The 13664-nt window shown below is 53.0% G+C and carries 13 protein-coding genes; all 13 read left to right on the top strand.

Annotated elements, in window-relative coordinates; all coding sequences use genetic code 11:
• Positions 1-43: 43 nt before the first annotated feature.
• The 13 genes from NUV48_10885 (at position 44) to NUV48_10825 (ending at position 13442) form a co-directional block, all read left to right on the top strand.
• Positions 44-1138 carry an NADH-quinone oxidoreductase subunit D gene (locus NUV48_10885; GenBank protein MCR4442643.1) on the top strand — a complete coding sequence of 365 codons (1095 nt, stop codon included), beginning with the start codon at positions 44-46 and terminating at the stop codon, positions 1136-1138.
• A 162-nt stretch (positions 1139-1300) separates the two neighbouring features.
• Positions 1301-2299 carry an NADH-quinone oxidoreductase subunit NuoH gene (gene nuoH, locus NUV48_10880; protein MCR4442642.1) on the top strand — a complete coding sequence of 333 codons (999 nt, stop codon included), beginning with the start codon at positions 1301-1303 and terminating at the stop codon, positions 2297-2299.
• A 5-nt stretch (positions 2300-2304) separates the two neighbouring features.
• Positions 2305-2745, top strand: coding sequence for an NADH-quinone oxidoreductase subunit I (locus NUV48_10875; protein MCR4442641.1), 441 nt, complete (start codon positions 2305-2307; stop codon positions 2743-2745).
• A 3-nt stretch (positions 2746-2748) separates the two neighbouring features.
• Complete coding sequence (locus NUV48_10870) at positions 2749-3306, top strand: NADH-quinone oxidoreductase subunit J (protein ID MCR4442640.1); 558 nt, start codon at positions 2749-2751, stop codon at positions 3304-3306.
• Positions 3306-3611, top strand: a complete 306-nt coding sequence (gene nuoK, locus NUV48_10865) for an NADH-quinone oxidoreductase subunit NuoK (GenBank protein MCR4442639.1) — start codon at positions 3306-3308, stop codon at positions 3609-3611. The genes NUV48_10870 and nuoK overlap by 1 nt, the downstream gene beginning before the upstream one ends.
• A gap of 34 nt (positions 3612-3645) precedes the next feature.
• Positions 3646-5529: an NADH-quinone oxidoreductase subunit L gene (gene nuoL, locus NUV48_10860; GenBank protein MCR4442638.1), complete on the top strand. Its 1884-nt coding sequence runs from the start codon at positions 3646-3648 to the stop codon at positions 5527-5529.
• On the top strand, positions 5526-7013 hold the full coding sequence (locus tag NUV48_10855; protein MCR4442637.1) for an NADH-quinone oxidoreductase subunit M: 1488 nt from the start codon (positions 5526-5528) through the stop codon (positions 7011-7013). Before nuoL ends, NUV48_10855 begins: the two co-directional genes overlap by 4 nt.
• The gene (locus tag NUV48_10850) at positions 7013-8440 is read left to right on the top strand and encodes an NADH-quinone oxidoreductase subunit N (GenBank protein ID MCR4442636.1); all 1428 of its coding nucleotides are present in this window, start codon (positions 7013-7015) and stop codon (positions 8438-8440) included. Before NUV48_10855 ends, NUV48_10850 begins: the two co-directional genes overlap by 1 nt.
• Before the next feature lie 149 nt (positions 8441-8589).
• Positions 8590-8946, top strand: a complete 357-nt coding sequence (locus NUV48_10845; protein ID MCR4442635.1) for a YraN family protein — start codon at positions 8590-8592, stop codon at positions 8944-8946.
• 87 nt (positions 8947-9033) lie between these two features.
• Positions 9034-9429 carry a hypothetical protein gene (locus NUV48_10840; GenBank protein MCR4442634.1) on the top strand — a complete coding sequence of 132 codons (396 nt, stop codon included), beginning with the start codon at positions 9034-9036 and terminating at the stop codon, positions 9427-9429.
• Positions 9429-10475 carry a phosphodiester glycosidase family protein gene (locus tag NUV48_10835; GenBank protein MCR4442633.1) on the top strand — a complete coding sequence of 349 codons (1047 nt, stop codon included), beginning with the start codon at positions 9429-9431 and terminating at the stop codon, positions 10473-10475. Before NUV48_10840 ends, NUV48_10835 begins: the two co-directional genes overlap by 1 nt.
• Positions 10476-10502: 27 nt before the next feature.
• Positions 10503-11825 carry an amidase gene (locus NUV48_10830; GenBank protein ID MCR4442632.1) on the top strand — a complete coding sequence of 441 codons (1323 nt, stop codon included), beginning with the start codon at positions 10503-10505 and terminating at the stop codon, positions 11823-11825.
• Between the two features lie 87 nt (positions 11826-11912).
• The gene (locus NUV48_10825; protein ID MCR4442631.1) at positions 11913-13442 is read left to right on the top strand and encodes a YifB family Mg chelatase-like AAA ATPase; all 1530 of its coding nucleotides are present in this window, start codon (positions 11913-11915) and stop codon (positions 13440-13442) included.
• Positions 13443-13664: the final 222 nt, after the last annotated feature.

Below are 13664 nucleotides of genomic sequence, written 5' to 3'. Positions count from 1 at the left end.
GGCAATTCGGAGTTAAACTTTGAGACGTTTGAGGTGGGAGCGAGTGAGGACTCAAGAACTGACAATCAATATGGGCCCGCAGCACCCCAGTACCCACGGGGTGTTTCGCCTGATTTTGAACCTGGACGGCGAAGTGGCCACAGGTTCAACTTCCGTGCCGGGTTATTTGCACAGGGGCCTGGAAAAGCTGGCCGAAGGGCGCACATACCCCCAGTTTATACCTTATACGGACAGGCTTGATTATCTGTCGTCGATGAGCAACAACCTGGGGTACGTGCAGGCCGTGGAAAAAATGCTGTCCATAACGGTTCCGGAACGGGCCGAATACCTGCGGGTTATTTTCGCGGAACTGCAACGGATTGCCAGCCACCTGGTGGCGATAGGGACGTTTGCCCTGGACCTGGGAGCGTGGACGGCCGTGGTTTTCGCTTTCAATTACCGGGAAAAAATAATGGACCTCTTTTCCATGACCTGCGGGGGGCGTTTAACCTATAACTATATGCGTGTCGGCGGTGTTTCGCATGATATCCCCTGGGCCTTTATGCCGCGGCTCCGCTATTTCCTGGACTACATGGAGCGTTCAGTGGAAGAATTCCAGCGCCTGGTAACGGGAAACGAGATTTTTCTGGCCAGGACCAAGGGTGTCGGGGTGATTACCGGCGAAAAGGCGCGCGACTTCGGGTTGAGCGGCCCTAACCTGAGGGCTTCCGGTGTCAACTATGACGTCCGCAAGAACAGGCCATACGGCATTTATGACCGTTTTGACTTTAAGGCCTGCGTTTTGGAAAACGGCGACTGTTTTGACCGCTACATGGTGCGCGTGATGGAGATTGAAGAAAGCCTCAAGATAATCAGGCAGGCTGTTCATGACCTGCCCGAAGGCCCGGTAATAGCGCAAGTGCCCAGGGTTATCAAACCTCCGGCCGGAGAAACATATCATTCCATCGAAAACCCCAAGGGGGAACTTGGGTTCTACCTGGTCAGCGACGGCAGCAATAAACCTTACCGGCTGCACATAAGAAGGCCGTCCTTCGTGAACCTGGCCGTACTGGACGAAATAGTGCCCGGCTGGCTGGTGGCTGATGTGGTGGCGATACTGGCCAGCCTGGATATAGTGCTTGGCGAAGTCGATGGGTAAGGGGGCAGCGGAGAAATGAGCATTATCAGTGCAGCCTGGAATTATTCTTGGGATTTAGGCGTGCGGTTGTTTAAGCTGGGAGTTGACCTGTTCTGGTTCCTGCTTGATTTGGCCGACAATGTCTTTTTGCTTGGAGCGGATCTGGCCAGGCTTGTCTTTACCATGCTGACAGGCTGGCTGGGAGTGGATAGCGTCTGGGTGGAGCTGGGCATGGTCCTGGTATACCTCGCCGGGATTTTGGGCGTGATTATGGCCGCCGCACTGGTTTTGCTGCTGGTGGAAAGAAGGGTGGCGGGTTTTGTCCAGTACCGGCTCGGTCCCAACCGCGTGGGCTTCCAAGGGGTGCTGCAGCCTGTAGCCGATATGTTTAAGCTGTTGACCAAAGAAAACATAACCCCGGCAGGTGTGGATAAAACTCTTCATACCCTGGCTCCCGTGCTGGTGCTTGTGCCGACAGTTTTGGCCTTTGCTGTTGTCCCGTTTGGCCGGGGCATGATCGCGCAAGACCTTAACATCGGTATTTTTTACTTGATAGCCGTTACTTCCTTGACTACCATTCCCTTTTTGATGGGCGGATGGGGTTCCAACAACAAGTACTCGCTGCTGGGAGGGATGCGGGCGGTTGCCCAAATGATCAGCTACGAGGTGCCCATGGTCTTTTCACTGCTGGGAGTGGTGATGATCGTCGGGTCGCTCCAGATGTCGCAGATCGTCGAGGCTCAACAGAAAGTGTGGTTCGTTTTCCTGCAGCCGCTGGCATTCTTTATCTATATCATCGCGGCCACAGCAGAGTGCAACAGGCTTCCTTTCGACATCCCCGAGGGGGAATCGGAGCTTACGGCCGGTGTTTATACGGAATACACAGGGATGAAATGGTCCCTGTTCATGATGACCGAGTACGGCAACCTGGTCCTGGTTTCCGCCGTCGCCACTACCATGTTCCTGGGAGGCTGGCACGGGCCGCTGCTGCCGGGCTGGTTCTGGTTCGGGTTAAAAACTTCGCTCCTGCTTGGCTTTTTCATCCTCATGCGGTGGACCTTTCCGCGGGTAAGGGTGGACCAGCTGATGAAAATCGGCTGGAAGTACCTGGTTCCCGTTTCCCTGGTCAATATTTTCATCACCGGGATCGGGGTTTACCTTTACAAATCAATGGGGTGGTGAGAACGATGTTCGGCGCGGGCTTAATCAAAGGTCTTTCCCTGACCTTCAAGGTAATGTTTACGCGAAAGATTACGGAGCAGTACCCGGATGAAAGACCGTTCATAGACCACCGCTGGCGGGGATCCTTTCAACTCGACAGGGAGGCCTGCATCTGCTGCGGGATGTGTGTCAACGCCTGCCCCAACAGGGCTGTTGTTATGGAAGCCGCCAAAAGCCAGGATGGCAGGCGCGTGTTGACCCGTTATGAAATAGATTTTGAGCGGTGCCTGGTCTGCGGGTTTTGCGTAGAGGCCTGTCCCCAGGGCTGCCTGCGGTTTACGCGAGAATATGAACTGGCCTCATATTTCCGGGAGGATGTGGCCCTTGACTTGCTTAAAAACGACAACCTGGACGCCCCGGCTTCGAAGTATGCGCAAAGGGTTCCGGCCAGAGAGGAGGAAGCATAACAGGTGGGTTTATCCGAGCTGATTGTTTATTTTAATGACCTGTTTGTCAGGCATGTATTCGACCTGGTTTTTTTGGCCGTATCATTTGTCACGGTGCTTTCCGCGCTGGGGGTGGTTTTTTTCAGGAATATCGTCCACAGCGCCTTGAGCCTGGTGGTCACCTTTTTGGGTGTTGCCGCGCTGTTTATTACCCTGGAAGCCGAATACCTGGCTCTTGTCCAGGTCCTGGTATACGGCGGCGCGGTTTCCGTTTTGATCGTTTTTGCCCTCATGCTCATCCAAAGGGGATCGGTAAAGGAAACGAACATGTTCGGACGCCTGGCCGTACCGGCTTTTTTCACTGCATTTGCCGTTTTTGCGCTGATCGGCTGGTCGCTTTTACAAAAAAACTGGGTTGTAAAGGCGGGTCAAACGCCAGCAGCGGCGGGAAACGCGGTTTTCTCCATTGCCGAGGTGATGCTTGCCAGGTATGTGTTTCCCTTTGAAATAGCGGCGGTGCTGCTTTTAGTGGCGATGATCGCGGCAATCGTTATCGGGAAAGAGGTGAAAGGCACGAAATGATCAATATTAACCATTACCTTTTCTTGAGCGCGCTTCTCTTTTCTATCGGCCTTTTTGGAGCCCTTTCCAAGAAAAACGCGGTGGCGGTCCTTTTATGCATAGAGTTGATGTTGAATGCCATCAATATAAACCTGGTGGCCTTTACCAAGTATCTCCAACCGGGCGATATTACCGGGCAGGTGTTCGCGATCTTTGTTATTGTCGTCGCCGCCGCTGAAATAGCGCTGGCCCTGGCGATTGTCATCGCCGTTTATCGCCGCAGGGAAACAATTACCATCGAAAACCTCGATTGGCTCAAATGGTAGGAGCCCTTCAAACAAAGGCGGGTGTTGATTGCTTATGATTGAGAAAGTCTGGCTTGTACCGTTTTTACCGCTGGCTGCGTTTGTCTTCATTAACTTTGTGGTTAAAAAGTATCGAGCTGTGAGTGCCCTTTCGGCAATAGCGGCCATTGGCGGGTCGTTTGCGGTTTCCGCCGGCATTGCGCGTGAGGTGCTGGGCGGGGGTATAACCATGGAAAAGCCCGTGGAACTAGGAGTTCAATGGTTAAACCTGCCTGGAATTTTTATTGAGATGGGAGCTTTGATTGACCCCCTGACAGTGGTAATGCTGCTGGTGGTAACTTTTATTTCGCTCCTGATTTTTATATACTCGGTGGGTTATATGCACGAAGACCCAGGGTTTTCACGTTACTTTTCCTACCTGGTATTTTTTACCTTTTCCATGCTGGGGCTGGTTATCTCCAACAACTACTTGCAAATGTATGTCTTTTGGGAACTGGTGGGCCTGTCATCGTATCTACTGATCGGTTTCTGGTACCAGAAGAATTCGGCCGCCGACGCCAACAAAAAGGCGTTCATCACCAACCGGGTAGCTGATTTCGGTTTCCTGCTGGGTATTTTGGTCCTGTTCAGCTATTTCGGCACCTTTAATTTCGGGGAACTGGCAGTCGGCATACGGGGTTGTGCCGAGACGGGGTTTTTGACTTTGGCCGGAATCCTGGTGTTCCTTGGACCAGTGGGCAAGTCGGGCCAGTTTCCTTTACATGTCTGGCTTCCTGACGCCATGGAAGGGCCTACGCCCGTCAGCGCCCTGATCCATGCCGCCACCATGGTGGCGGCCGGTGTTTACCTGCTGGCCCGCGGTTACATCCTTTTTGCGTCATCAGCCGCAACCCTGCTGGTTGTCGCCGTGACCGGCGGGTTCACTGCCCTGTTTGCCGCCTCCATTGCCCTGGTCCAGCGAGACATGAAACGAATCCTGGCTTATTCCACGTTGAGCCAGCTGGGATACATGGTTCTGGCTATGGGTGTGGGCAGCATGACGGCAGGGATGTTCCACCTGACGACTCACGCCTTTTTCAAGGCCCTCATGTTTCTCTGCGCCGGCAGTGTTATCCACGCTCTGCATGAACAGGACATTATGAAAATGGGCGGTCTGAGCGGGGACATGAGAATAACAACTGTCACGATGATCATCGGAGGGTTGGCTATAGCCGGCATACCGCCTTTTGCGGGTTTTTGGAGCAAGGATGAGATATTGTCGGCTGCCTACGCAAACGGACCGAGTATCTTCGGTTATAATATTCTCTATATCATGGCCGCCCTCACCGCGTTTATGACCGCTTTTTACATGTTCCGCATGATTTTCCTGGCCTTCTTCGGTGAAAAGAGGGGTGAGCACCACCCCCACGAGTCGCCGCCGGTAATGACCATTCCTCTAATTGTGCTGGCCTTCTTCGCCGTTACGAGCGGCCTGCTGGGGGCCCCTTTTATTGAACACGGTTTCAGTTCGTTCGTATATTTCGGGGAAGCGCATCACCCGGAGGTCAACTGGCCTGTTATGTGGTCATCCATCCTCCTGGGTATCGGAGGTATAGCAATGGCGTGGTTAATCTATATCCGGAAAGTTATCCCTGCGGAAAGCATTGCCCGTGCTTTTCCACGCATTTACAGGGTTTTAGATAATAAGTATTACATTGACGAGCTTTATCTCTGGTTTTTTGACAATGTCGTGCTGCGGATTGCTGCGGCCTTCAACTGGAGCGACCGCAACCTGGTGGATGGCACGGCCCACGCTGTTGCCGACGGGACGCGGGGTCTGGGAAGGATGCTTCGTTATCTCCAGACCGGTAATTTGCAGGTTTATGCCTTGGTAATATTTGCCGCAGTCGTTTTGATTGTGCTTTTCACAGCAGTGCCTGTAATAGGAGGTGTGAGATGAGCCTGCCAGTACTTTCCCTTATTATCCTGTCTCCCCTGCTTGGGGTGCTGACCATTTTGTTAATTCCCGCTGAAAAAGCGGGGACAATCAAGAAGGTAGCCGCCGCCTGCACGGGAGTATCCCTGGCCCTTTCCGTATACGGGTACGCGACCTACGACAAGGTAAAGGGCGGGCTGCAGTTTGTAGAAGATATACCCTGGATTGACCGGTTCGGCATCAGTTATTCCTTGGGGGTTGACGGCATCAGCCTTCCCCTGGTCCTGTTGACGGCCATTGTGATTTTCACTGGTGTTTTTGCTTCCTGGGGCATGGAATTAAGGGTCAAAGAATTTTTCATCTGGCTTTTGACCCTGGTGACCGGTGTTTTTGGCGTGTTTTGTTCCCGCGATCTCTTTTTCTTCTACCTCTTTTACGAATTGGCCGTCATTCCCATGTACTTGCTGATAGGTGTCTGGGGCAGCACCCGCAAGGAATACGCGGCAATGAAGCTGACGCTTTATCTTTTGGTGGGGAGCGCTTTTGCCCTGATCGGCGTTATCGCCGTTTATCTCGAAAGCGGGTTGGGAACTTTCGATATTCAGGCTTTGACTGCTGTTGCTTACGATCCTTCGTTCCAGAAATTTGCGTTCTTTTTCATGATGATCGGTTTCGGTTTCCTGGTCCCCATGTGGCCGCTGCACACCTGGTCGCCTGATGGACACGTGGCGGCGCCGACAGCGGTAAGCATGCTTCATGCCGGTGTCCTTATGAAGCTGGGAGCTTACGGCCTGGTAAGAGCGGGGATTTTTATGTTCCCCGAAGGAGCGGTATTCTGGTCGCCGCTTATAGCCACGCTGTGCATCGTTAATGTGGTGTACGGGGCCATGGTGGCCATGCACCAGAAAGACCTGAAATTCGTGGTCGGCTATTCCAGCGTTAGCCATATGGGCTATGTCCTGCTGGGGATTGCCGCCCTTAACACCATCAGCATCAACGGGGCCGTGGCCCAGATGTTCGCTCACGGCATTATGACGGCGCTTTTCTTTGCCCTGGTAGGAATCATTTACGATAAGGCACACACCAGGGTGATCGCGGAATTTGGAGGCCTGGCCGCGCAGATGCCGCGAGTGGCGACAGGATTTGTCATCGCGGGGCTCGCCTCTTTGGGGCTGCCGGGACTGAACAACTTCGTGGCCGAGTTCTTGATTTTTGTGGGAAGCTTCAGGGTGTACCAGGTCTCGTCCATCCTGGCCATTTCCGGGATTGTCATCACTGCGGTGTATGTGCTGAGGGTTGTTCAAAAGGTTTTCTTCGGGCCGCCCAATCCTAAGTGGGAAAAGATGACCGACGCCCAGGGCGCCCAGATGGTTCCCATTGTTGTCCTGTGCGGAGTCCTCATTTTCTTCGGGTTTTTCCCCTCGCTGCTGGTGGATGTCATTAATAACGGAGTTGATCCTTTCGTGCGAACTTATCTGGGTCAAATAAGCATAGGGGGTGGTTTCTGATGGAGTTTCGCCTGGTTTATCCCGAACTGTTGACCACTGCCCTGGCTTTCGGTGTGCTGGTGTTATCGATTTTGGTCCCGCGTGAGCGCAGGATCGCCCTGAATTATGCGTCAGTCCTTGGCCTTGCGGCGGTCCTGGCTGTCCTCGTTGGTATGCTGGGAGTAAATGATTCCCTGCTGGACGGCATGTATGTTGTGGACGGGTTTGCCACGTATTTTAAAATATTGGTTGTTATTTCAGCCATTATGGTCAGCCTGATTTCCCCGGGATACACCGGAAAATTCATGCCTGACAGCACAAGCGAATATAATTCCGTTTTGCTCTTCGCCGTCCTGGGAATGATGCTTCTCGTTTCCGCCGGTGACCTGATCACCCTTTATACTTCCCTGGAACTGATGACGATTTCGTTTATTGCCCTGGTAGGGTTTGGCACATTTTTGCGCAAGGCCCCGGAGGCCGCGGTCAAATATATTTTGCTTAGCGCGCTTTCGTCGGCGCTGCTTCTTTACGGGTTGACCCTGGTTTTCGGATTATCCGGCTCAACGCTGTTTACGGATATTGCTCTGTATGTCAAAACAAAGCACGTCCTTGAACCGCTCATGTTGATGGGACTGGTTTTCATCCTGGCCGGTTTTGCTTTTAAAGTATCGGCTGTTCCTTTCCACATGTGGACTCCCGATGTGTACGACGGGGCCCCGACCACGATCACCGCCTTTCTTTCCGTTGCCTCCAAGGGAGCAGGATTTGCCGTACTGCTGCGCCTATTTATGCGCGTTTTTACGGATACGCAGGTCTGGATGCCGGTTGTCGTGGTGATTGCTGCCCTGAGCATCCTGCTCGGCAATTACGTGGCTATTCCCCAGACCAACATCAAGAGGCTGATGGCCTATTCAGGGATTGCCCAAGCCGGCTACATTTTGCTGGGACTGGTCGCCTATACCCGGGCGGGCCTTGAATCGGCCATTTTCTATGCGATGCTCTACGTTTTCTGCAACCTGGGCGCATTTGCGGTGATTACCGTGATGGGTGAAGCGCTGGAGAGCGACGAGATAGAGGACTATGCGGGCCTGTGGAAACGCTCGCCCCTGATGGCGGCTACGATGCTGATTTGCCTTCTTTCCCTAGCCGGCATCCCGCCCCTGGCTGGTTTTTATGGCAAATTCTACCTATTTACTGCGGCCATGGAGCAGGGGTACCTCTGGCTGGTCATTGTGGCGCTGGGGATGAGCATGGTCTCGGTTTATTATTACCTGATGGTGGCCAAGGTCATGTATTATTTTGATCCCAAGGAAGACCAGCCGATACCGGTGCCTTTAGCGGCAAGAATAGTGATGGTTGCGGCTGTGCTCATAACGATTTTTATCGGGGTCTACCCGGACCCGCTGACTGATGTGGCTGTAACTGTGGCCAAAACATTCCTGCCTTAAATAATTAAAATTAATTATGAAAATCGCCGGCTGACGGCGATTTTTGTTCATAGGTCGGGAATTTGTGGGAAATAATGAGTGTTCTTCATTGCGTTGGGCAGCCGTGGTATGATAGAAGAAAACAAGAACGAGGCCGGTGAGGAAACACGGTGGATAAGGTGGAAATGGGACGCAAGGCGGAGGATTTGGCCATAAAACACCTTTTACAGCAAGGCTTCAGGATAGTGGAAAGAAACTGCCGCTTCCCCCAGGGAGAAATAGATATTGTTGCCGAGGACGGAGCGTACCTGGTTTTTATCGAGGTGAGGAGCAGGGGTAATACTGCGTTCGGACTTCCGCAGGAAACAGTGAATTGGACTAAGCGGCAAAGGCTGAGAAAACTGGCCAGTGCTTACTTGCAGAGAAAAAACGATTGGGAACGGCCTTGCAGGTTCGATTGTGTTTGGGTACTTTTTGACGAGAAGGGCGAAATGAAGGAGATTGAACTGCTCCGGGACGCTTTTTAAATAAATATAGATTGAAAGCGTAGGCTAGGTAATTTGAAATAATGGAAAACAATTGCGGGCGAACAAAAAAAAGAGGGGTGAACGAAAGTGAATGAGCGGAGAGAAAATATCAGTTTCCAGCCCGAATCCAGCCGGGTGGTAAACCGTAAAAAGAACAAGGCTGGCAGTGTGCTGGCTGTTTTTTTGGCGGTGGTCATCTGGTGCGGCTTGGTGGGCGGCGGCTATTATGCTGCCAAAAGATATGTGGACCAGGTTGTGCAAAAGGTCCAGCAGACCAATGCCATGCATGTCCAGTTATTGAACGAGCGGTTGAGCGCTCTTTCTTCCGAAATGAACGAATTGAAAAGGCTGCTGAGCAGTGCGGACCAGACTATTTCCAGCACCGGAAGCCTGCAGCAGGAACTGAACGCCAGGATAGAACAGCTTGATTTGCAGATGCAGGAACTGGAGAAAAGCCTCAAAATCCTAAAGGAGGCCCCCTGATGAGGTTTGTTAATGTATTGATGCTCTTTGTTCTTGCCCCGTTTTTAGGCCTGGCTTTTTCAATATACGGTTTTGCATCTGATACCAACAATATGCTGCTCCCGCTTGAGAAGACAGGCCAGGCGGTGGAATCAATCGCCGCCGGTTTTGAAACGGCGCTGGAGAAAATTGGGCTTATTGCCGAAACGGCACAGGAGCAGGAATCCCGTTTCCGGGAACAGCAGTCCACCCTTGGGCAGCTGAGTGAGCAGGTATCCACTCAAAGGGAACTGTCGGACAATATTTATGAAGAACGCATCCTGGCCATGCTCGGTCCCCCTGTTAAAATATATAAATCCAGCAGGGTGGAAGTAAAGGTCTTTAAACTGGATGAGATGGGATACCGGGGCTATATCGCCAAGGTTAAACTATACGATCCCAGTGCGTTCAAGGTGGTGCTGGCCAAGGATACCCCGGGCGAAAAGGAAACGACCCTCGAAGCGGTGCAGCGCACGGGAGCTATCCTGGGGATTAACGGTGGCGGTTTTTATACCGAAATGAGGGATGGGAAGCCTTACGCGGTGCCGATGGGTAACGTCATGATTGACGGGAAACTGCTGGGCCCTTTTAATCCTTATCCCGAAAACCTCTTTTTTGCCGGGATCAACAGGCAGGGAAAATTCATCGGCGGGATTTTTTATGAATTAAACGGGTTAATGGCGCTTGACCCCTGGCAGGGCGTGAGTTTTGTTCCCGTTTTGATCAAGGGCGGGCTTGCCCGTCCCGTAGACCAGGAATGGAAAGAAACCAAACACCCGCGCACGATTATCGGCGAATACGCCAACGGGGACATCATTTTTATTGTCGTGGACGGGCGCCAGTCAGACTGGAGCAGCGGCGTGACCCTGGAAAGGCTACTAGATAAGCTGGTGGAGCTTGGCGTTAAGGAGGGGTACAACCTGGACGGCGGCGGGTCGAGCACTTTTGTTTACGACGGCAAAATACTGAACCGGCCTTCGGATGGAAAACCGCGCCCGGTGGTGACAAATATTGTGATTATGCCCTGATGTAGGGTGATTAAACATGGAGGTGGAATGATGAAGGATTACCCTGAAACGCTTTTGGAGGTAACAACAGCCCTGCGGAGCGGGAAGATCGATTTGCAGGACTATATAAACTCCATTTGCGACCGGATTGACGAAAGGGATTCACGGATACAGGCGCTTGTTCCTGAGACGGGAAGGAGGGAACGCCTGCTCTGGGAAGCCGCAGAACTGGAGAAAAAATACCCTCTTACAGGGAACCGGCCGCCGTTATTCGGGGTGCTGGTTGGAATAAAAGACATATTCAGGGTTGATGGATTCCCCACCAGGGCGGGGTCCAAGCTTCCCGCGCACCTGTTCGACGGGGCGCAGGCCAGGTGCGTTACCCGGCTGCGCGAGGCCGGAGCTCTTATCCTGGGGAAAACGGTTACCACGGAATTTGCGTATTTTGCCCCGGGGCCGACGCGAAACCCTCACAACCTCGCTCATACACCGGGCGGTTCAAGCAGCGGTTCGGCCGCGGCTGTGGCCGCCGGTTTTTGCCCGCTGGCCGTAGGCACCCAGACTGTGGGCTCGGTGATCAGGCCGGCGGCGTTTTGCGGGATAACCGGCTACAAGCCAAGCTATGACCGGATTTCGACCGAGGGGCTGCTTTATTACTCGCGTTCCCTGGACCATGTGGGGTTGTTTACACGTGATGCAGCCGGTATGTTGTTAGCGGCCGCAGTCGTTTGCCGGGATTGGGAACAGGACAGGGCGGCAGCTAACATGACGCTGCCGGTGCTGGGAGTGCCTGAAGGCCCATACCTAAAACAGGCCCCTGCCGGCACGCTGGCCGCCTTCGAGGAATACCTGCTCCGGCTGGTGGAAGCCGGCTGCACGGTCAAACGCATCCCGGCATTGGAAAACATTGAAGAGATCAACAGGCGCCATAACCGGCTCGGGGCCGCCGAAATGGCCAGGGAGCATGAAAAACTGTTTGCGGAATACGAAGGGCTGTACCGGGAGCGCACGGCTGATTTAATCAGGGAAGGGAAAGAGGTGAGCGCCGAAGAAGTAGAAGAGGGGAAAAAGTCAAGAGGGCTTCTGAGGACAGAACTGGAAGGTTTAATGGATGAAAATGGGCTTGACCTCTGGGTGTCGCCTCCGTCTACCGGCGAGGCTCCCGCAGGAATAGAGTCGACGGGCAACCCAATTATGAATCTTCCCTGGACCCATGCCGGCCTGCCGACCGTGACCCTTCCGGCCGGCAGGGGTAAAAAAGGACTTCCTTTGGGGTTGCAGTTCAGCGCCCGGTTTATGGCCGATGAAATGCTGCTGGCCTGGGCTGTAAAATTGGAAGAACTGCTGGCATATGATAAACAGACGCCCTAGTGGAAATGTATTGCATATCATGTAGATATATGCAATATTATGTAGTAATAGCAAAATATGTTGTATAATGTCACGGGAGTGATGGGCGTGCTGGCCAGGGTGTACAGTTGCACTACGGTGGGAATGGACCCGCATTTGATCGAAGTGGAAGTGGATGTTTCGGCAGGCCTTCCGTGCCTGGAAATTGTAGGTTTGCCTGATACCACGGTGAGAGAAAGCAAAGAAAGGGTCAGGACCGCTATAAAGAATTCCGGTTTTGAATTCCCGCCGCGCAGGATCATCGTCAACCTTGCGCCAGCCGATATTAAAAAGGAGGGGCCGGGCTTTGACTTGCCTATTGCCGTGGGCATCCTCGCCGCGACCCGGCAGTTGAAGGCTGTGTCTCTTGAAAAGCATGTCTTGGTGGGAGAACTTTCTTTGGGCGGCAGGCTGCGCCCTGTCGCGGGAATACTGCCCATGGCCCTGTACTTGGCGGAACAGTCGAATAAAGCGTTTGTTATTCCGGTGAACAACAGCGGGGAAGCCGCATTAACGCCTTTGGATACATATGTTTTTGCAACCCTTGCCGAAGTGAAGGACTTTTTGGAGGGCGAAGGCAGTTACAAGCCCCTGGAAAAAATAAGCTTGTCAGACTACCTGCAGAATTTGCCTTCTGCCGGTCCGGATTTCAGCGAGGTAAAAGGTCAGAATATGGCCAAAAGGGCCCTGGAAGTGGCCGCTGCCGGCGGTCATAACATCTTGCTGATCGGGGCGCCGGGTTCCGGCAAAAGCATGCTGGCCAGGTGCCTGCCCTCGATTTTACCGCCGCTTACCATTGAAGAAGCTCTGGAGGTGAGCAAAATTTACAGCATAGCCGGGCTGCTCACCAAAGAAATGCCTCTTGTCACGGCGCGGCCTTTTCGTTCCCCACATCACAGCTCCTCACTGGCCAGTTTAATAGGCGGGGGGCAGATTCCCAGGCCGGGAGAGATCACTCTTTCCACGCATGGAGTTCTCTTTTTAGACGAGCTTCCCGAATACCGCCGGGAAGTCCTGGAATCGCTGCGCCAGCCCATGGAAGACCGGGTTGTAACCATTTCCCGGGTTACGTCGGCCATGACCTATCCAGCCAGGTTCCAGCTGGTCGGGGCGGCCAATCCCTGTTACTGCGGGTATTTCGGTGACCCTACCAAGGAGTGCACCTGCACGCCTTACCAGGTTAACAAGTACCGGAGCAAGCTCTCCGGTCCTTTGCTGGACAGGATCGATATCCACCTGGAAATACCGCGCGTGGCCTTCCAGGAACTGAACAGTGATCGACCCGAAGAATCCTCGGTCCTGATCAGGGAAAGGGTGGTCAGGGCCAGACAAAGGCAGCTGGAACGGTTTGACGGCAGCGGCATCACCTGCAATGCTTTTATGAAAGCGAAAGATATTAGGAAGTACTGCGCTGTTCGCGGAGAAGCCAGAAAGCTTTTGCAGGGCGCTTTTCAGAGTCTTGGTTTGAGTGCACGGGCTCATGACCGGATACTTAAGATTGCCCGTACCATCGCTGACCTGGAAGGAAACGAGGAAATAACGGCCGAACACGTGGCCGAAGCTGTCCGGTACCGCAGCTTTGACCGGGTAGTGGTCTGATGTGTTGTCGATTGGCATTTTTTGATGCGGCGTATAAAAACTGGTTTATTTGAAAACTTGCGCTGGACCCCATTTTTAACTTTTTTGTTGGCTGTCTTCACCCACACCAATATGCTCGTGTATTTGCTGGTAAAAGGGAAGGCGCGTTTGGAATAAACAAAAATAATAACCCGAGTTTGGCGACAAATATTTCCATGCCAATGGTGACAAGGGTTCCTGGTT

It is taken from the genome of Peptococcaceae bacterium (genome assembly GCA_024655825.1).
Taxonomy (GTDB): Bacteria; Bacillota; Peptococcia; order DRI-13; family PHAD01; genus JANLFJ01.
The sequence above is the reverse complement of the archived record's forward strand: the minus strand, read 5'-3'. Positions and strand labels throughout refer to the sequence as shown.